The organism is Streptomyces cyanogenus (assembly GCF_017526105.1).
Classification (GTDB): Bacteria; Actinomycetota; Actinomycetes; order Streptomycetales; family Streptomycetaceae; genus Streptomyces; species Streptomyces cyanogenus.
The window spans coordinates 7790807-7809615 of record NZ_CP071839.1 but is presented as its reverse complement, the minus strand read 5'-3'; the positions used below and the strand labels follow the sequence as shown (position 1 = coordinate 7809615).

Annotated in this window: 18 protein-coding genes and 1 pseudogene; 6 read left to right on the top strand and 13 right to left on the bottom strand. The window is 71.1% G+C overall.

What is annotated here, in order from left to right; all coding sequences use genetic code 11:
- Nucleotides 1–233 precede the first annotated feature (233 nt).
- On the bottom strand, nucleotides 234–3260 hold the full coding sequence (locus tag S1361_RS34580) for an NACHT domain-containing protein (RefSeq protein ID WP_208035772.1): 3027 nt from the start codon (nucleotides 3258–3260) through the stop codon (nucleotides 234–236).
- 280 nt (nucleotides 3261–3540) lie between these two features.
- Between S1361_RS34580 and S1361_RS34575 the strand changes: the two genes are divergently transcribed.
- The 4 genes from S1361_RS34575 (at nucleotide 3541) to S1361_RS34565 (ending at nucleotide 4995) form a co-directional block, all read left to right on the top strand.
- Complete coding sequence (locus tag S1361_RS34575; protein WP_208035771.1) at nucleotides 3541–4389, top strand: nuclease; 849 nt, start codon at nucleotides 3541–3543, stop codon at nucleotides 4387–4389.
- A 14-nt stretch (nucleotides 4390–4403) separates the two neighbouring features.
- Nucleotides 4404–4535, top strand: coding sequence for a hypothetical protein (locus tag S1361_RS39960; protein ID WP_279577640.1), 132 nt, complete (start codon nucleotides 4404–4406; stop codon nucleotides 4533–4535).
- Between the two features lie 59 nt (nucleotides 4536–4594).
- Nucleotides 4595–4735: a hypothetical protein gene (locus S1361_RS34570; RefSeq protein ID WP_208035770.1), complete on the top strand. Its 141-nt coding sequence runs from the start codon at nucleotides 4595–4597 to the stop codon at nucleotides 4733–4735.
- 95 nt (nucleotides 4736–4830) lie between these two features.
- Nucleotides 4831–4995 (top strand): hypothetical protein, encoded by a 165-nt coding sequence (locus S1361_RS34565; RefSeq protein WP_208035769.1) that lies wholly within the window; start codon nucleotides 4831–4833, stop codon nucleotides 4993–4995.
- Between the two features lie 23 nt (nucleotides 4996–5018).
- Here S1361_RS34565 and S1361_RS39955 read toward each other — a convergent pair whose 3' ends face one another.
- The 11 genes from S1361_RS39955 to S1361_RS34515 form a co-directional block, all read right to left on the bottom strand.
- The gene (locus S1361_RS39955) at nucleotides 5019–5153 is read right to left on the bottom strand and encodes a hypothetical protein (RefSeq protein WP_279577639.1); all 135 of its coding nucleotides are present in this window, start codon (nucleotides 5151–5153) and stop codon (nucleotides 5019–5021) included.
- A gap of 54 nt (nucleotides 5154–5207) precedes the next feature.
- Complete coding sequence (locus S1361_RS34560; RefSeq protein ID WP_208035768.1) at nucleotides 5208–6056, bottom strand: JmjC domain-containing protein; 849 nt, start codon at nucleotides 6054–6056, stop codon at nucleotides 5208–5210.
- 15 nt (nucleotides 6057–6071) lie between these two features.
- On the bottom strand, nucleotides 6072–7151 hold the full coding sequence (locus S1361_RS34555; protein WP_208035767.1) for an aldo/keto reductase: 1080 nt from the start codon (nucleotides 7149–7151) through the stop codon (nucleotides 6072–6074).
- Between the two features lie 23 nt (nucleotides 7152–7174).
- Complete coding sequence (locus tag S1361_RS34550; RefSeq protein ID WP_208035766.1) at nucleotides 7175–7927, bottom strand: SDR family NAD(P)-dependent oxidoreductase; 753 nt, start codon at nucleotides 7925–7927, stop codon at nucleotides 7175–7177.
- Between the two features lie 2 nt (nucleotides 7928–7929).
- Nucleotides 7930–8574, bottom strand: coding sequence for an O-methyltransferase (locus tag S1361_RS34545; protein WP_208035765.1), 645 nt, complete (start codon nucleotides 8572–8574; stop codon nucleotides 7930–7932).
- Nucleotides 8571–10406, bottom strand: coding sequence for a M3 family metallopeptidase (locus S1361_RS34540; RefSeq protein WP_208035764.1), 1836 nt, complete (start codon nucleotides 10404–10406; stop codon nucleotides 8571–8573). Before S1361_RS34540 ends, S1361_RS34545 begins: the two co-directional genes overlap by 4 nt.
- 4 nt (nucleotides 10407–10410) lie before the next feature.
- Nucleotides 10411–11631 carry a PQQ-binding-like beta-propeller repeat protein gene (locus S1361_RS34535; RefSeq protein ID WP_208035763.1) on the bottom strand — a complete coding sequence of 407 codons (1221 nt, stop codon included), beginning with the start codon at nucleotides 11629–11631 and terminating at the stop codon, nucleotides 10411–10413.
- Nucleotides 11621–12985 carry an MATE family efflux transporter gene (locus tag S1361_RS34530; protein WP_208035762.1) on the bottom strand — a complete coding sequence of 455 codons (1365 nt, stop codon included), beginning with the start codon at nucleotides 12983–12985 and terminating at the stop codon, nucleotides 11621–11623. Before S1361_RS34530 ends, S1361_RS34535 begins: the two co-directional genes overlap by 11 nt.
- A 5-nt stretch (nucleotides 12986–12990) precedes the next feature.
- The gene (locus tag S1361_RS34525; RefSeq protein WP_208035761.1) at nucleotides 12991–14274 is read right to left on the bottom strand and encodes a tetratricopeptide repeat protein; all 1284 of its coding nucleotides are present in this window, start codon (nucleotides 14272–14274) and stop codon (nucleotides 12991–12993) included.
- Between the two features lie 5 nt (nucleotides 14275–14279).
- Entirely contained in the window at nucleotides 14280–15251 is a 972-nt protein-coding gene (locus S1361_RS34520; RefSeq protein ID WP_208035760.1) for an arginase family protein, read from the bottom strand.
- 81 nt (nucleotides 15252–15332) lie between these two features.
- Nucleotides 15333–15494 carry a hypothetical protein gene (locus S1361_RS34515; RefSeq protein ID WP_208035759.1) on the bottom strand — a complete coding sequence of 54 codons (162 nt, stop codon included), beginning with the start codon at nucleotides 15492–15494 and terminating at the stop codon, nucleotides 15333–15335.
- Nucleotides 15495–16221: 727 nt separating this feature from the next.
- On the opposite strand from S1361_RS34515, the pseudogene S1361_RS39580 reads away from it, so the two are divergent.
- Nucleotides 16222–16468 (top strand): annotated as a pseudogene (locus S1361_RS39580) (alpha/beta hydrolase fold domain-containing protein); the annotation flags it as partial.
- Nucleotides 16469–16645: 177 nt separating this feature from the next.
- Here S1361_RS39580 and S1361_RS34510 read toward each other — a convergent pair.
- Nucleotides 16646–17680: a GDP-mannose 4,6-dehydratase gene (locus S1361_RS34510; protein ID WP_208035758.1), complete on the bottom strand. Its 1035-nt coding sequence runs from the start codon at nucleotides 17678–17680 to the stop codon at nucleotides 16646–16648.
- Between the two features lie 226 nt (nucleotides 17681–17906).
- Here S1361_RS34510 and S1361_RS34505 point away from each other — a divergent pair, with 226 nt between their 5' ends.
- The gene (locus S1361_RS34505) at nucleotides 17907–18680 is read left to right on the top strand and encodes a thioesterase II family protein (RefSeq protein WP_208035757.1); all 774 of its coding nucleotides are present in this window, start codon (nucleotides 17907–17909) and stop codon (nucleotides 18678–18680) included.
- The last annotated feature ends 129 nt before the right edge of the window (nucleotides 18681–18809 follow it).

Here is an 18809-nt window from a genome sequence, read left to right as displayed (position 1 = left end):
GCGACTGGAGGAGGGCTTCGCCCGCTCTCCCGTCCCCCGCGGAGAGGACGGCTCAAGCCTACGCAGCACCCCCTCAAGGGCATCCGTGATGACCGTCACTCGGGCAGTCTGGAGGGTGGTCAGAGGCGGCCGACGCACCCCGCAGGTGGAGGCCCCCTGAAGTTCATCCAAGATCCCGAGGACCGAACGAGCGCGGCAACATAGCAGCCTCGCCGACCCGAGGATGATCGGGCTCAGGGCCGCCGCCGGCGCAGCAGGCCCAGCCGGGTTCGGCCGTGAGGCCCCGTGCGCCCCTCGTGCCGCACGGTGACCCGGTCGGCGGGCAGGCAGTCCAGACCGTGGACCTTGCCCGCGCCCACCAGGGTGACCTCGATCTGCCCCCGCCGTACCGCGGCCAGCGGGGACAGGTCGACGGCGGACTGGTAGCTCTGGCAGGTCAGACGCAGCTTCAGCGAGGACAGGCCGGGGAACGCGGCGGCGAGGTCCGGGAGCGGTTCGCCCGTCAGCACACCGTCCGCCTCGAGCGCCCCGACCCGCGGCAGGGGCACGGCGGGCAGGGGTACGCCGTACTCCGAGGACAGGGTCAGCGACCTCAGGTTCGGGGCGCGTTCGAGGAAGGCGAGGCCGGCGGGCCGGGGCAGCCGGTGCAGAACGAGTTCTTCGGCCCGGCACTCGGCCAGGATCTCCAGGTTGGTGACGACGTCGCACGACTCGACGACGAGGCGGCGCAGCGATCCCAGCGGGGCGAGGGAGGGCAGGCCGATGGACACCGCGCTGGACGCCTCGACGACGAGGGAGCTGACCTCCAGGCCGGCCAGTACCGCGACGAGGTCGGACGTCAGCAGCTGGCCTCGCAGGGACAGGTGCGGCGCGCGGTTGAGGAGATGGACGCCGGCCGCCTGCTCCGGGCTGGAGAGGAATAGCACGATGTCGTCCGCCGGGAGTCCGGACAGGACCTCCTCGGCGAAGGACTGGGCGTCGAAGTACGGCCACGACAGGGCCACTTCCTGCCGTACCTCGCGAACGGGCACCCGCTGGAAGGCGGCCAGCTGGTGCAGGGCCACCTCGCCGCCGATCCGCGCGATCGTCATCACCGTCGCCCGCGCCTGCTCGGCGTTCAGGTCCGTCGGACCGGGCAGCAGGTCGAGGACGATGTCGCCGGCCGTCGCGAGCTGTTCGGCGTCCGCGGGCGTGTCGGGGGGAATCAGGGCCGACGCGCGCAAGGACACCGCGGCGCGTACGGCCGGGTCGAGGGTCGTGGCGTGTTCCAGGGCGGCGGCGGCCAGCAGATGGTAGCGGCGGCGCAGCTGCGGGTCGGAGGCCTGGTCGCCCAGCTCGATCAGCCGGCGCAGCAGGTAGGCGCGTTCGCCGTCCCGGGCATGCCCGATCGCCAGCCGGATGACGTCGTCCCACTGGTCGTCGCGTCCGGACTCGGCCAGCAGTCCGAGGTCCTCCGCCTCCACCGCGGCCTTCGCGCCGAGGTAGTCCTGGAAGGTGCGGTGGATGAAGTCCACCATGCCGACGGACGGCTCGCGCAGCAGTCCGCTGCGCAGCAGCAGGTAGCGGAAGACGTCCTCGGCACGGTCGGGCGAGGCGAGCGCCGGCATGGCCGGGAGCTTCTCCCGGATGATCCGTACGGCGGTGGTCTGGGCGGCTTCCGACCGGCCGTTGCGGATCAGCCAGTACGCGATCCGCTGGAGCAGCTGGACCTGCGCTTCCTCGGTGGGCACCAGGCCCTCCGGTACCGGGATCTCGCGCTCCTTGTCGCGGCGGACGAGGAGCATGCTGAGCGCCGCGGCGTACAGCTCCATGCGCCGCTCCGGCAGATGGGTCAGCCGGTCCCGGTGCAGGGCGCAGATGAGCGCGCACATCAGGGGGTTGGTGGCCAGCCGGTACAGGTCGTGCTTCTGCCGGAGGGTCGTGCGCAGGGCGTCCCGGCACCGCTCGACGGCCACGCGTTCCTCGGGGTCGTCCACCGCGGTCAGGACGGCGTCGTGCCAGCGGTGCACGAAGCGGTCGACGTCGTGGCGGTTCATCGGCAGGAGGTTGAACTCCGCGAAGTCCACCTCGGCCAGCCAGTGGGTCTCCACGGCCGACGGCCGGGTGGTGACCAGGAAGAACGCCTCCGGATAGAGGTCGACGAGGTCCAGCAGCCAGCGTCTGACGACGGGGCGTTCGCTCTCGGAGACCTCGTCCACGCCGTCGATCAGCAGCATGCCCCGGCCGCTGCTGAGCACGCGGTCGGCCCAGCTGTCGGGCTGCAGTCCGTGCAGCATGTTGCCGACCGCGCCGAGGAACCGCTCGGGGTCGGGCAGTCCCGGTTCCTTGGCCATCGCCCGCAGGGGCAGCATGAACGGCACACGGCCGCGCAGGCCGGCCAGTTCGTCGCCGAAGGAGTCCTGAGCGGCGCAGACGGCCAGCCACTGCATCAGCGTCGTCTTGCCCGAGCCCGCCAGGCCGCGCAGCACGGCCCGGTTGCAGCCGGACAGCGCCTCCTCCACGCGCCGGCGGTTGGCGGACGGGGAGCCTCCGTCGCGGTGCGAGGCCAGTTCGAGGTTCAGGTAGGCGGCGTCCAGGGGCCAGCGGGCCTGGCCGGGGCCGCTCAGGTCGAGGCCGAAGATGTTGAGCTTGCCGTACTTGCGCTCGATGTGGGCGAGGTAGCGCGCCTCGAACGCCTCGTCCGCGCTGCCCGGGCGCGGGATGCGGTCCACCAGGGCGTCCAGCAGGCGCAGGGTCTCGTCGAGCAGCCGGGTCTGGGCGACCTGGGCGTGGGCGACGAAGGTGGAGCGCTGGGTGAAGAAGTGCAGGATGTGCAGGCAGCTGAGTTCCAGGAGGCTGTCGTACAGGGCGGTCGCGTCGCCCGACAGGTCGCGGGTGGCGTCCGGACGGGCGGCGGCGAGGCTGCGCGCCAGCTCCCGGTGTCCCAGACGCACGGCCTGGACGTCGTCCATGTCGAGGTCGCCGAGGGCGGCGAGGGTCTCGGCGAGGGCGTCGGCGAGCGCTTCGCGCTCCTCGGAGCCGACCGGCGGCTCGTACGGGTTCGCCTCGGTGGCCGCCTTCACCAGCTCCCTGGCGATCTTCCACATGTCGAGCCTGCCGAGGCCCTGCTTCTCACCGCCCCACCGCACCCATCCCGACAGCCGGACGGGCTTGTCGACGAGTCCCGCGCCCTGGCCCTCCCGGGCGAAGAGCCTGGCGATGATCGGACGTGCCACCGAGGAGGCGACACGCGCGGTCGTACTGACACTGGCCGGATCCATGGCTTCCCCCTGAACCGTCACTTCGGGAACAGGTTCCCCAGTAAGTGGTGCTGGGACACGAGGCGTTGGGGAGAAATGGGCGTGCGCGACGCGGGCCGCAGCGCTGTCCGGGCCGCCCGGCCCGGATCTGCGCGGCCTCCGCGCGCCTCACCGAGGATCCACCACCGAAGCCGATACCTTTATCTGCTATGAGCACTATGTCCGTACGTTCGAATCTCGCCCGGGTGTCCGTACGACGGTGCTCCCTGCCCGCTCCCCTCCCGTCCCCGCTGGAGCCCCCATGCCTCTGCTGCTCATCCAGGGCAAGTACCGCCTGAAAAACACAAAGCCGGACGGAGACACCGTCCACTTCGTCGCCGACAACCCCGACGAGTGGAAGCTCGTCGGCGGCAAGCACCCCGTGAACGCCTCCAGCAGCGGTGACGCGGCACTCCGCCTGGAGGCCATCGACGCTCTGGAGACCCACTACGCCGGGGAGAACCAGCCCCTGCAACTGGCCCACGCCGCCGCGGCGGAGCTGCTCACCTGGCTCGGCTTCAACGACGTACGGCGCGAGCCGAACGAGAACGTCACCGCCTCGACGCCCGAGTCCGTGCCCGGCTGGATCCTCACCGGCGGCGGCGACGTCAACAACCGAGCCGTGGCCTTCGCCGGCCGGGGCGCACCTCCCGCGGCCAGCGGTACGGCGGTGGTCGTGGACGTACCTCTGCTGCGGCAGACCGCCAACCACCACCTGGCAGCCCTGGGCCTCGCCTATCCGACATTCTACGCCGGTCTCTTCGCCGACCTGCGGCAGGAACTCACCGCCGTCGCCCAGCAAGCCCGGGCGGCCCGCCAGGGCGTGTGGGCGCAGGACGTGACCACCACCGGCTTCAAAGTCGACGACCTGACGACCATCACCGACCACGCCGTGATCATGCCCAAGCTGTTCCGGCGTCTGGTCGACTACCTCAAGCTGGGCATGCCGGTCCCCTGCTTCCCGGCCTACCTCGCCGGCAAGGAGGACATGGTGACGGTGCTGTCCACCGGCGAGCGCCTCGTCGGCCTGCACCACGTCGTCACGGTCACCAATGGGCACACCGTCCGGCTGACCCGTCCGATCGAAGACCTGCTCTTCGACGAGGGCTGAGAGGCCCCGCGACCATGACCGACACCGTGGACTTCCTCGCCCTGTCCGAACTGCTCACGGGCGAGCCCACGCTCGACCCCGCGCCGGCGGACGCCTACCGGCAACGCCTGACCACCGCCTTCGCCACCGAAACGTTCCCCGGCTGATCAGCGTCTACCGGGCGGCGGCCACCACCGCTGACCCGGCGGCTGCGCTCCAGGCGGCCATGGACGCCGACACCGCACTGGCCCGCGTCGCGCGCGAGACCATCACCGTCTGGCACACCGCCCAGTTCAAGCGGCCCGACAACACCGTGGACCCACCGGCGACGCCCGGCCAGTACCCGCCGGCCTGGTGTGGAAGGTGATCCAGGCCCACCCGGTCTCCGCCGCCCCCACCCCGCCCGCGCCGTCCGGATACGGCTACTGGACCCAGCATCCCTGAGGCAAGGACACAGGTCCCATGAAAACCCCGTACGACGTCGTCATCGTCGGAGCCGGTGTGGCCGGCGCCCTGTGCGCCTGCCAGGTGCAGCAGGCCCCAGGCATCGCGCCGAGTTACGGCGACCAGCTCGTGCGCAACGCAGTGGACGGTGTCCCATCGAGGGCATTCCCGTCACCGCGCTGACCACGCCGTCCGTCCGGCGCCAACTACGACGCCTCCTCTTCGACCGCGATGAGCATGTCGACCGCTTCTTCGCGCCGGCCGCCACCCGCTTCGATCACCTGGTCGGGGGCAAGTGGACCAAGACCGATCGCGACCCGGCGGTCGGTGGCTGGCAGCACGCGGCCGCGCAGGGTTCGGCCGGCTCTGAGTGGTGCCGGGCGGCGGTCGACGCCTCAGGCGGTGTCGGTCGCCGGGCGGGCGCTCTCCCCCGTCAGGCGCCGGTGCTGGAGCGCGAGGACCGCGTCCGCGAGCGCGTCGTCGCTCATCCGCTCCAGAAAGGCGCGGGTCGCGCGGGCCAGGGCGGCCGTGGCGTCGGCGCGCTGCTGCGGGGACAGTCCGGTGTGGAGGGCCGGGACCGGCTGGTGGCCGACGCCGCGAGCGCGCAGCACCTGGGCGAGGAGCGGGAGGACGGCGGCCTGGAGGGAGACGGCGGGGCATACCAGGGACACGCTGAGCGAGTCGCCGCGGGAGACGCCGGAGTGCAGCCACAGCAGCGGGATGTAGAGCAGGTCGCCGGGGCCGACGGTGAAGCGGACGCTGTCGCCGTCGGGCAGATCGTGGGCGCCCACACCGGGGTGGTTCATCATGCGCCGTACGACGTCCTGGCGGTCCAGGTGCTCGGAGGAGGCGAGCGTCCACTCCTTCGTGCCGTTCTGCTGGAGCACGAAGTTGTCGCTGTGGTCGAAGTGGGCGCCGATGCCGCTGCGCGCGTACGTGCGGATCGCGTCGAACCAGGCCTGCGGCGCGCCGAAGACGCCCGCGAGCCGGTCGGCGCGGTCGCGCAGGCCGGTGTCGAAACGGGAGACCTGTTCGATGAACGTCACCTCACCGGGCCGCTCCTTGACCTCCGTGCCGTCGGCGCGCGCCCCGGCCAGAGCGGCGTCGAAGTCGTCGTCGGTCCACACACGGCCCAGCAGCTCCTTCGCCCCGCCGGGGACGTACAGGGGCCGTTTGCGCCAGTAGGCGGAGAAGAAGAGGTCGAAGTCGAAGGACGGCTGTTCGAACGGGAGGTCTGACGTCATACCGGTTTCCCTTCGCTACGGAGTCGTGGGCCGCACTGCCCTCAGCTGTTCGGGACCATGGACCAGTGCCTGGACGCCGTCGGCGAGGAAGGTGTACGGGTACGGGGTCGGCTGCGCGCTCGCCTCGTCGATCCGGGCGAGGTCCTCCGGCGGCAGCGAGATCTCCAGCGCGGCCAGGTTCTCCAGGAGTTGCTCGCCGGAGGAGACGCCCACGGCAACGCTGGTGATCTCCGGCTTGCTCAGGATCCAGGCCAGGGCCAGCTGTCCGGGCCTACGCCCCGTCCGCGCCGCCAGGTCGGTCAGACACGCGATGACGCGGGGCACGACCGGGCGGAAGGGGTCGACGTCGCCGGTGGTGAAGGTCTGCGTCATCCGCCCGTCGCCGGTGATCCGCCGCTCCTCCAGGTCCACCCGGTACCGGCCGGTCAGCAGGCCGTTGGCGAGCGGCCCCCACGCGACCAGACCGACGCCGGTGGCCTCGGTGAACGGGAAGAACTCGTGCTCGATCGTCCGCTCCAGCGCGTTGTAGTTGAGCTGGACCGCCGCCGGGACGGGCCAGCCCCGCCACCGGGCGACGGCCTCGGCCTGACCGGCGTACCAGCCCGGCACGTTGCTCAGCCCGACGTAGCGGACCTTCCCGGCGGAGACCAGGTCCGCCACCGCGGCCAGGCTCTCCTCGACCGGGGTGACGCCGTCCCACAGGTGTAGGTAGAGCAGGTCGATGCAGTCAGTGCCGAGGCGGCGCAGCGACCGCTCCACGGACGCGACGAGGTTGCGGCGGCTGCATCCGCCGGAGTTCACGTCCCGCGGGTCCGTGCGGTACCCGCACTTGGTGGCGATCACCACCTGGTCCAGTGCGGACCGGCGGCGCAGCGCCCGGCCGAGCCAGGTCTCGCTCTCGCCACGGTTGTAGACGTTCGCGGTGTCGAAGAAGTTGATGCCGTGGTCGAGGGCGACGCCGAGCAGCGCGTCCGCCTCCGCGGCCGGCATGGTCCAGCGCGGCCCCCACTGCGAGCCGAAGGTGGCCACGCCGAGGGCGATGTTCGACACCTTCAGTCCGGTGCGGCCCAGCAGACGGTACGTCACCTTGGTCATACGGCGCTCCTCGCTCCCCCGGCTCAGATCAGCGAGCCGGCGGAGCCGCCGTCGAGCCGGCACAGCATGCCGTTGGCCGCCCGCCCGAGGCCCGCGAGGTACTGGACGCTGCGGTAGCACGCGTCGAAGTCGATCAGCTCCTCGATGACCAGGTCCGGGTTGGACTTGCGCAGGAACACCCGGGTGATCTCGGCCTCGTCGACGCCGCGGCGGGCGGCGACCCGCTGGAGCTGCGCCACCTTGTCCGGATCGGCCAGCGGGCCCAGCAGCAGGGTGGCGACGGCCGTGTTGCGGGAGCGGCAGGCGTCGGCGAGCGAGCCGGTGAGCACGCGCAGCGCGGCCTTGCTCGCCGCGTACGCGCCGGAGTCGCGGTCGGCGTGGAACATGGACTCCGAGTTGATGACGACGATCGAGGTGAACCGGGTGTCGGGGGTGGCGGCCAGCAGGTCCAGGGTCAGCCGGTAGGGGACGAGGGCGTTGACCCGGAAGACGTCCTCCAGCTCGGCCAGGGACAGTTCGTGGGCGGGGCGGGGCGGGTAGCTGACGGCGTTGTGGACGATGAGGTCGGGTGCCTCGCCGAGCCGGTCCGTGATCCGCTCCAGGGTCTCGGGCCGGGACAGATCGGCCTGGAGGTGGTCGACGCCGGGTGTGCCGGGGGTCTCGGACGCGGGGCGGCGTCCGAGACCGGTCACCTTCCAGCCGTCGGCGGCGAGCCGGGCGGCCAGGTGGGCGCCGAGGCCGTGGCTGCTTCCGGTGACGAGGGCGTGCTGGGCCATGTCTATTCCTTGACGCTCACCAGGAGACCGCTCTGGGTCCCGACGAATGCGGAGAACAGCCGGGTGCTGCGCCCGACCGCGCGGTTGTAGCGGTGGATGGCCTTCGCCTCGCGGTCCTCGTCGGACCCCTCGGTGCGCTCGGCGGTGAAGTCGCCCTGGGCGAAGGCGTCGTCGGCGATCAGCACGCCGCCGGGTTCCAGCAGCGGGTAGCACAGCCGCAGGTAGTCGGGGTACGACTTCTTGTCGGCGTCGATGAAGATCAGGCCGACGCTGCCGGGCGGCACGGTCTCCAGGTAGGCGCGGGCGTCGCCGACGACGATGTCCACCCGGTCCTCGACCCCGGCGGTGCGCAGATTGCGGCGGGCGGCCTCGGCGGCCCGCGGGTCGATCTCCAGCGTGGTCACCCGCCCGCCCTCGGGCAGGCCGCGGGCCAGGTGGATGGTGGAGTAGGCGAACAGCGTCCCGATCTCCAGCACCTGCCGGGGCCGGCGCAGCAGGGTGAGCAGTTGCAGGACGCGGCCCGCGTTGTCGTCGACCTGGATGGTCGGCAGCCGGTCGTCGAGCAGGGAGCGCCGCAGGATGCCGTCGAGCACCTCCTCGCGGGGGCCGAGGACGGCGCGGATGTAGCCGTGCGGGATCGTCGTCACGCGTCTGCTCCCGGGTGCTGAGCGCCGCGGGTCCCAGCCGGCGCCGAGGGCGCGGTGCCGTCGTGGAGGCGGGCGGCGTCGTAGAAGGCGAACAGGGCCTCGCTGTCCGGCCGGGTGGTGGGTGCGTCGAAGTCGAAGCAGGGCAGGAACAGTTCGGGTGCCTGGTCGGGCGTGACGTCCGCGAGGGCTGTGCGGTGGAAGGGGGCGAACTTCTGGGCGCTGTCCGCGGCGCCGAAGAGATAGGCGAAGTTGGCGCCGGGGTTGGCGGTGAACATGGGCCAGGTGAAGTAGCCGGGGAAGTCGCCCAGGGTGCAGTGGCGGCCGATGCCGAACCGCTCGTCCAGGCGCCGGAAGGAGTCCTCGAGGCCGCCGTCGGCGTGCCGGTGGACGTCGAAGTCCAGCAGGGCCAGCACGGCGCGCTCCAGGTAGGTGCGCCGGTACTCGATCATCTTGATGCGGCGGCACAGGGCCAGTCCCTCCTCCGCGGCCGGGGTGAGGGAGAGGTACCGGGCCAGGTCGGGGTGGTAGGCCCACTTCTCGCACCACATGCTGAGGTGCTCCAGCCGTTCCAGGGGCAGGTACTCCAGGCCGGACCGGTTGGAGATCCGCTTGCGGATCAGCAGGTGGTTCAGGGCGTGCCCGAACTCGTGGAACAGGCTGTGCATGTTCTGGAAGGTGATCCGTCCCCCGCCGTCGGCTCCCGGCCGGAACCGGCAGGAGACGTAGGCGACCGGCCGCTGCACCACGCCGCTCCAGTCGGTGCGGTTGCGGATGCCCTTGGTGTGGTTGGCCCCGATCGTCTTGTTCCCGGTGTCCCACAGGTCGAAGTTGATGTGGCCGACCTCGCCGTGCTCGGAGCGGACGGCGACGGTGACGACCTGTGCGGCGCCGGTCGCCTGCCGGGTGAGGGTGAGGCCGAAGACGTGCCGGGCGACGGCGAAGATGTAGTCGAGGCAGTCGTCGAGGTCGAACATCGGCGGCTTGGCCCCGCCGGTCGCCGTACGGACGCTGTGCGCGAAGTGGGCGAACGGCTCGTCGCCCGCGTCTGGGCACAACCGCCGTATTTCCGCCTCCAGTTCGGTGTGGGCGGTCAGCGCCCGCGCCAGGTGGCGCTCCAGGAAGGCGGCCACGTCGGCCTCCTCGACAGCGCACTTGGTGAACGTCCGTGCGAGCACGCTTGGGTGGCCCTGCGCGGCGCTCTGCCGCCGCCGCGCCTCGATCAACCCGTCGACCAGGCCGAGCAGCCGCGGCAGATGCGCCTCGCGCGCGCCCTGCCAGGCCCGGGCGAGCTTGCCGCGGGTGGCGGGGCTGCCGACCTGGCTGGAGAGCTTGTAGAACACGGCCGACGGGGTGCCCGATCCGGCGGGCGTGCCCAGGCGCTCCAGCAGCCGGGCCTGGTCGCGCTGGACGTCGTCGAGGACGCCCTTGGCCTCGGTGAGCAGGGCGTCGAGTTCCTCCTCGACGGCAATGTCCGCGGGCTCCTGCTTGGCGCTCAGCTGGGCGACGTAGGCGAGTCGGGACTCCTCCGCCTCCGGGTCCGGGCAGCGCAACAGCAGCAGCTTCTCCAGGATCTGCCGGTCCAGCTCCGGGTCCTTGTGGAAGGCGTCGCGCCAGGGCAGCAGGCGCTCGAAGTCGACGAACTCTTCATTGGCCTCCAGGTAGAGGAAGATGTAGGCGACGTTGTTGTAGATCGAGGTGATCTCGACCAGGGTCTCCTGGGTCAGCCGCGGCTCGGCCACGATCTCCCGGAGCCGGCTCATCATCGCCTCCAGGGCCTCCTCCATGGCGGTGAGGCTCTCCCGGTCCGGCGCCAGAACGGGGTCTACGGACATGAGGTCACTCCTCGTCGCACGGCTGGAACAGGAACTGGTAGAGGTCGCCCCCGTACGACGCGGCGTACATGCTGCCCGAGGCGGCCGCGACCGGGGTGATGTCCAGGGCCGGTTCGTGGTCGGGCAGGCCGAGCACCTGGCTGCTCTCCCACAGGAACCGGCCGTCCTCGCGAGCGAGGCACACGATGTTGCCGCGTTCGGCGGTCGCCACGAAGTTCCCGTCGGGGAGCACCGTGAGCGAGGTGTACGAGCGGGGCGCGCCCTGGGGTGAGGTCCACCGCACCTCGCCCGAGGATGTCAGACCGGTGACCGTGCCGAGCTGGGTGCCGACGGCCAGGACGTCCCCGGACACCGCCGGACTGCCGGTGATCTTGGCTCCGAGCCGGACCTCCGCCTCGGGGCGGCCGGTCTTGGCGTCGAGGAGGACGCAGCGCCCGTCGACCGGGCAGACGGCCAGCCGGCCGGTGTCGGACAGCAGCGCGGGCGACGCCTTGACGGGGTGGCCGATCTCCTGCCGCCACACCTCGGTGCCGTCCGTGGCCAGGGCGACGACGTGTTCCCCGCAGCACAGTACGGCGGTGTCGTCGGCGGCGGGGACGGGGCTGGCGTAGGGGTCGCGGTAGGCGGCGACGCCGCCGTGGGCCGCCGACCAGGGGCGGGGCAGCGGGCGGTCGTACACGATCTCGCCGGTGCCGAGGGCGAGGCCCAGGCAGCGGCTGTGGAAGGCCGCCACCACGAGCAGGTCGGCGCCCGGCAGCACGGTGGGCGTGGCGAAGACGGGGAACTCGGCCTTGCGCGACCACACCAGGGTGCCGCGCAGGTCGAAGCAGGTGATCAGCCCGCTGGTCGTCGCGACGATGACATGGCGGCGCGCCTGGTCGACGACGAGGGAGGCGTACACCGAGCGGTCCAGGCGGCGTTCCCAGTAGACCTTGCCGAGGCCGGGGTCGAAGAACCGCAGCCGCCCGTCGTCGCTGGCGACCACGACGCCGACGCCGGCGACGACGGCGGGGGTGGAGCTGACCGGGACGGGGACGGTCTGACCGAGGTGGGCGCTGTCGTGGGTGAGGCGCCGGTGTCCACAGACGGCGGGCTCGCGGTCCCAGTGGAAGGCGCCGCCGCCGCGGCCGGGCAGCACCGACTTGACCGGGTCGTGCCGGAAGGCCGGGAGGGGAGACGAGTCGGCCGGCAGGCCGGGCGAGCCGGCCGGGAGGCTACTGGGCAAGGCTCATCTCGCTTTCCGCTCGGTCCGCACCGGGCCGGCCGGTGCGGCGCAGCGCGCGCCAGAACACGAACGCGAGGACGGCGGTGGGGATGCCCTTGCAGGCGACGGCGAGGAAGGTGGAGTCCAGGGCGAACACCGCGCACCAGGCGAGGGGGATGGTCAGCAGGTACGTCACCGCGGTGGAGGAGACGAACAGCAGCCCGCCGCGCTGGTGGACCGTGAGCATCTCGCCGAAGAGCTGCTCGAAGAAGTAGGCGGGTACGTACAGGAGATAGGCGAGCAGCAGGTTGCGCGCGAGGTCCCGGTCGAGGCCGGGACTGGCGAAGGCGTCGACCAGCCAGGGCGCGGCGAGCGCGGTGACGGCGGTCGCCACCACGGTGGGTACGGCGGCGTACAGGCGCATCTTGCGTACCGTGCGGGTGAGGTCGTCCGGGTCGCGGCCCAGGGCGTAGCCGTAGAAGACGAAGGACCCGGCGAAGCAGGCCTGCGGGACACGGCAGAACAGGGTGTAGATCTTGGTGGCCACGGTGGCGGCGGCCAGCTGGACCACGCCGAGCGTGCCGATGAACAGCAGCGGGATGGTCGTGCCCATGTAGTCGTTGAAGTGGCGCAGTCCGATGCCGGGTGCGGTGCGGGCCATCGAACGGAACTCGGTGAGGACCTCATGGCGTCGGGGGCGTACGAAACGGTCCGGGCGGGTGCGCAGCCGGCGGACCAGGACGATGCCGCCGGTGGTGGCCATGACCGCCTGGGCGACCAGGGTCGACGCGGCGACGGCCTGGGCCGGGGAGGCGAACAGGCGGGCCGCGCCGGTGTCCAGGAAGATCCAGTTGAACAGGGCGTTCACCGCGAGGCCGAAGACCAGGTTGACGGCCGACAGGTTCTTCAGGCCGCAGATCTTCAGCGACGCGCTGATGACGATGTAGCCGAGGACCAGGGCGATGCCGTAGGTGCGGACCTGGACGTAGTCGCCGACCAGCGGGATCAGCTCCGCCTTCTGCCCGGTGGCCCGCAGCAGCGGCTCGATGCCGAGGCCGAGGGCGATGCCCAGGAGCTGACAGGGGATCAGCAACAGCAGCAGGGCGGTGCCGAGCACCGGCAGGCGGTGGCCGGTCCGCTGCTCGCCCTCGGCCATGGCGAGCCGGCTGCTGAAGACGTCGACGACGCCGATGAAGACGGCGTAGATGGCCGAGATCAGCACATCCGCCTGGCCGACGGCCGCCGCCTGGTCCAGGCCCTTCGGCGCGACCATGATGAGGTCGAGGGCGCCGAACCCCACCGAGACCACGCCCAGGCCGAAGACCACCGCGGTGTAGCCGGTGTAGTTCCGTACGGTGAACCGGGTGTGCTCCATGGCGGCTACCGGTCCCCCGCCTGTGGGCCGGCGCCGCGGGTGCCGTCGTGGCCGAGCCGCTCCAGCGCGGCCTGGAACCGGTGGCGGGAGGTGTCGTCGCCCAGGCCGTCGGCCAGGTCGAGGCCGTCGCGCAGTACCTGCTCGTCCTCGGGGGCGAGGCGGGCCAGGTCCCGGTGGAGGGCGAGGGCGCGGTCGGCGGCGCCGGCCTTCCGGTGGCAGCCTGCTGCGCGCAGCATGTGGTGGCCGACGTACGGCGGACCGGCCGCGACCGCCTGCTCGTACAACTCGGCTGCCTCCCCGAGCCGGCCGAAGGCGGCGTAGGCCTCGGCGAGTTCGCCGTAGCTGGGGGCCCAGGCCGGGTCGAGGGCGATCAGGGCCCGACCCGCCTCCTCGGCCCGGTCGAGGTCGCGCGTGAGGTACATGTGCTCCTTGAGCGAGGACTCGTGGTACGTCTTCAGGAAGTGCGTCTCGTAGGCGCGGGGGCGGCGCGCCATGGTGTCCTCGGCGGCTTGCCGCGCGTACTCCATGTAGCGGCGGGTGGTCTCCGCCTCGCCGACGGCGGCCGGGACCATGGCGAGGGCGCGGTACCAGGAGGAGATCGCGCCGGAGTCGAGCCGGTCGTGTGCCTCGGCCAGCCGGACGCCGGTGGCGCGGAACCACTCGTACTCCGCCTCCGGCAGCTCCTTGCGCTTGAGGAACCAGACGACGGCCTGGGAGCAGGCGTCCAGGACGCGGTCCTCGGGCACCTCGCCGGTCTCGGCGGCCTCGCGCATGCGGTGGAACTGGCGGGGCGAGTCGGCGCCGTCGTCGCGGCGATTGGTGACGACGAAGGCGAGCATGGCGGCCTCGAACCGCTCGCGCGGTGTGGCGGCCCTGGCGTAGGCGTCGGCGAGCAGGCGTTCGGCGGGGTCGAAGCGGGAGACGCTGATCAGCGCGGCCGCGGTGTTGACCAGGGCGGTCACCGGGAGGTCGGCCGCGTCGCGGACGAGTGCGGCCAGCCGTTCGACCGGTTCCGTCGGCCGGTGGCTCAGGTCGGCCAGCGAGTCGTAGGACAGGCCGGCGAGGAGGGCGGCCTCGTGCAGGACGTTGGGTTCGAAGACCTGGGCGAGCAGGTAGCCGAAGCGATCGAGCCGCAGGTCGGCGTACTGCTCCACGCAGGCCCGGGAGAACAGGTCGGCCGGCCGGCCGGGGCCGGTGGTGTACTCCAGCCCGAGCAGGGTTTCCTGGAAGGTGTTGGCCTGGACCTCGACCGTCTCGAACGCGATCCGGTCCGGGGTTGCTCCGCTCATCGTCGTCACGCCCTCTCTGCCGCCTGGCGGCATGCCCAGTTGAGAAGATGCAGGAACACCAGTACGGCGCGGCCGGCATCCGAGAGCGTGGTGGCGTCGCGGGCGTCGGCCGGAGCGGCGAACTCCACCAGGTCGAAGCCGACGAGCCGGTTGTCCCGGAGCACCCAGTCGATGAGGCGCAGCAGGTCCCGGGTGCCCAGGCCGGCCTCCGCCGGATAGCCGGTGGAGGACATCACCGAACGGTCCAGGACGTCGATGTCGACGGTGAGGTAGACGTCGGTACCGGTGCCGAGGGCGGCGCGGAAGGCTTCGGGGTCGTCGAGTTCCGGGGCCAGCAGCGGCAGTTGCCGTCCGACCCCGTGCAGAAAGCCGTCCAGGCCGTCGGCGCTGTCGGCCTCCACCGTGGCGTACGGCGCCACCCCGACCTGGAGGAGACGCTCGGGTCCGACCAGGTCGGACACGTGGGACATCACGTTGGTGTTGAAGATCGGGTCCCGGGGAACGTCCCGGGTCGGTGCGCCGTCCCAGAGCTGGAGGTCCAGGTGGTGGTCGAACTGGACGACCGTGAAGGGGCGCCGGCGCCGCTTCCACAGCGCCTGGACGACCGGCAGGGTGACCGTGTGGTCGCCGCCGATCACCGCGGGGACGGTGCCGGCGGGCAGGGCGGCGATCACCTGGGCGAGCGCCTCCTGGGCGTCGGCGAGCGCCATGCCGTCGAAGAGCACGTCGCCGATGTCGACCGCGCGTTCCAGGGGGACGCGTCCGTTGCGCAGCTGGACGATACCGGGCTGTTCCGCACCCCAGGTATGCGCTTTGGAAAGCGTCCGGAGAAAGAAGGGGCCGTTTTCGGCCCCTTGGTGGGCGCTGCCGAGGGAATAACCGGAACCGACGACCGCCGCGGCGGCGTCCGGCGGCACTGCGCCGGGCGCGACCGTTCTCAGTCCGGCGAACGCGGTTTTCGTCCGCAGTCTTGGCACGTCAGCACGTTTCCTTCGGAAATTCGGAACAGCTCGCGGACGGAGGGAGCGGCCGGAGCCGCTCCCTCCTGGGTGCCTTGGTCAGCGCTCGCCGAGGATCGCGTCCAGCTCGGCGTCGACCTCCAGCTCCTCGCCGAGGCTGCTGATCACGGCCTCGGTCTCCATGGCCTCCGCCTCGAAGAAAACCTCCACGTCGGAGGCGCGGAAGAACGCGGGCTTCTTTTCCAGGGTGTACTTCGACATGGCTGCACTCCTTACTGTCGGTCAAACAGTGGGAAAGGGCTTGCCGATCGGCGATCGGCGGCCCAATGTGCTGCACGTACTTGCCGCGAATGCGACGAAGAAAGCCTTGGCGGTCACCTGTCCGGCCGTCAAGGGTCACGAACCGGCCAAGCCGCTTGCCGCCACTTCGAGCGATTATTTTCCGCCATGCCGGAAAGGGTGCGATTGCCCCGAATCGACGACCTGCACCTCGGCACGGGCCGCCTTCCGACTCACGCGGGCGACGATCGGCGCCCCGGCGCAAGTGGCCCGATCCGCTCGCTCGTCGGCCCGGCCACTACGGCCGGGAAGCCGCCCCTCGTCCGCCGTACGCGGACAGGAGCACCGTGGACGCGGTACCAAAGCAGACGTCCCACTGGCCGGTTCCAGTGGGACGGTGCCGAACACGGAACGGGCCCAGAATGCCCCGCCCAGCGGAAACCACACGCTGACAGTTCTTGTGGAACACCCGCTGCCGATCGGGTCCCGGAGTTGAACGGCGAGGCCAAGTTCGAAGGCACTGGAGTGTTTCCGTGCCCGGAGTTCCCGTTGAACCGGGACTGGAGGTCGTCCCCGTCGACGCGGGAACGTTCAGGCCGGCGCCGACCGAGATCCGGACCGTGCCCGGGCCACCGGTCACCTGCCCAGCGGCCAGGCTTTGTGTGGTCAGCTGTCGCCGGGTGTTCGAGGGCTCACACTGGCCCGTCGGCATACGTATGACCGTCCGGCGCGCGAGCCGACGGTGGGCGCCGAGGCCGTAGTGGTCCTTCCCGAGTACGACCTCTCCCCCGCGGCCCGCCACCCGGTGCCTCACCGAGCAGGACTACGCCGTCGCCCAGTAGGTGGTGGACGAGGGCGCGTCCCACGGTCTGGACGGCTCCCGGCCGGCCGTGTCCGGGGACTCGGTGGGCGGCAGCATGACCGCTGCGCTCACCCTGATGACCATGCGTGGAGGCCGGCATCACCCTGGCCACCCGCACGCCGCCCTGCAGCATAGGAGTCAGGTCAAGACGGGTGGACGTTCCGGGGAACCGTAGGGTGGGCAACCGACGCTTGGGCTGGGCAGGTGACGGCTACTGGCGTTGCTCCCGGGCGTCGGAAGGGTGGGGCCGGTTTGCTTGTCGGTCATGGCGTCACCAGCTGTCGGCGGCTGCCAACAGCTCGCCATAATCGCGGGTCCGCGATGCCTGCTCCAGGTCCGACTCGACCATCATCTGCATCAGTTCCTCGAACTTCACCGTGGGCGCCCAGTCCAACGCGGCTCGGGCCATGCCGGAGTCGGCGCACAGCGTCTCCACTTCAGCCGGGCGGACCAGCGATGGGTCGATCATGACGTGGTCCTCCCAGTTGAGGCCCACGGCGTCGAAGGCGATCTGCACCGCGTCACGGACCGAGTGCATGACGCCGGTCCCGATCACGTAGTCCCCCGGCTCGTCCTGCTGGAGCATCAGGTGCATCGCCTTGACGTAGTCGCCGGCGAAGCCCCAGTCACGCACCGCGTCCAGGTTGCCCAGCGCCAGCTTGTCCTGCAGTCCCAGCCTGATCCGAGCGACGGCCAGCGAGATCTTCCTGGTCACGAACTCGGCACCACGGCGCGGGGACTCGTGGTTGAACAGGATGCCGGAGACGCCGTACATATCGAACGACTCACGGTAGTTACGCGTGATGAAATGGCCATAGGCCTTGGCCACCCCGTACGGGCTACGGGGGTGGAACCGGGTCGACTCCCGCTGCGGAGTCTCCGCGACCTTCCCGAACATCTCCGAGGACGACGCCTGGTAGAACCGGATCCGACCGGAGCGGGTCGACCTGGATGTGTTCAGCCCACTGATCATGCGAATGGCCTCCAGCATTCGGAGCACACCGGCGCCGTTGACTTCGGTCACCAGTTCCGGCTGTTGCCAGGACATCGGCACGAACGAGACGGCTCCGAGGTTGTACACCTCGTCAGGCTGGACGTGGTCCAGCGCCGAGACCAGGCTGGCCTGGTCCATGAGGTCACCGTGCACAAAGGAGAGATCGGACGCGAGGCGGCTGACCCGTGACTTTCGCGGGTTGGCCTGGCCCCGTATCAGACCCCATACCTGGTAGCCCTGTGCCAGCAGGTGTTCTGCGAGGTACGAGCCGTCCTGACCGGTGACCCCAGTGATGAGAGCACGCTTGGACACGACATTCCCTTCTGCCGCGACGGGAAAAATGACCGCTACGCGCTGTGAACTTTTCGCGGGAGCAGTCCCTGGTAGTGACATTCACAGCCGCAAGTCCGCAGTGTCAACGAAAGTCGGAGCACCCTAGTGCATCACTGGGAATTGGCACGATCATTTCTCGGGACTGGGGATTCTCCGGTCAGGAATGGGACCTACTCGCCTCTGACGACTGCCCCGAGGAGACCTCATGCCCGTCCCCGGCACCGACGCGGAGCGCTGGCTGCGCCGCTTCCGGCCCAACGCCAGTACCCGCGTACGGCTCGTCTGCTTCCCGCATGCGGGCGGCTCCGCGAGCTTCTACCACCCCGTCGCGATGACCCACGCAGCAGCCGCCGACGTCGTGATCCTCCAGTACCCCGGCCGCCAGGACCGCAGACATGAGCCACTGGTGCCCAGCGTCGCGGAGTACGTCGCTCGCATCGGGCCGGTACTCGAGCAGGAAAGGCCGCTGCCGACTGTCTACTTCGGACACAGCATGGGTGCGGTGCTCGCGTTCGAGACAGCCCTGGCACTCGCTGACACACCCGCCGCGCCCCGAGCGATCGTGGCGTCCGGTCGGCGCGCGCCGGCCACACACCGCAACGAGCGCGTGCACCTGCGGGACGACGAGAGCCTGCTCGACGAGTTGCGGATGCTCAACGGCACCCAGGCGGACCTACTGGGCGACGAGGAGATCGTGAGGATGGCCTTGCCGGCGGTGCGCGGCGACTACCGGGTCATCGAGACCTACCAGGGCGTGCCGGGCAGCACGGTCGACTGCCCGATCACCGTACTGGTGGGGGATGACGACCCGAAAACAACCGTCGCGGAGGCCGACCAATGGCGCGAACACTCCACCGCCGCCTTTCGCCTCCGCACGTTCCCCGGCGGCCACTTCTACCTGGTCGAGCACCAGGCCGAGGTGAACGCCGAGTTGGCGTCCGCGCTGTCCGCCGTCTCCAACGGGGCCGCCATCAGGTAGTCGTTCCCGGGCCGGGTACGGCGGCGAGGCCGTCGTTTCCGAGCGTTCGGCGGTGAGGGCCGGGCGATCACGCCCGGCCCTCACCGCCCACGAATGCCCGGTCAGGCACCCGCTGCCACGACGCGCTCC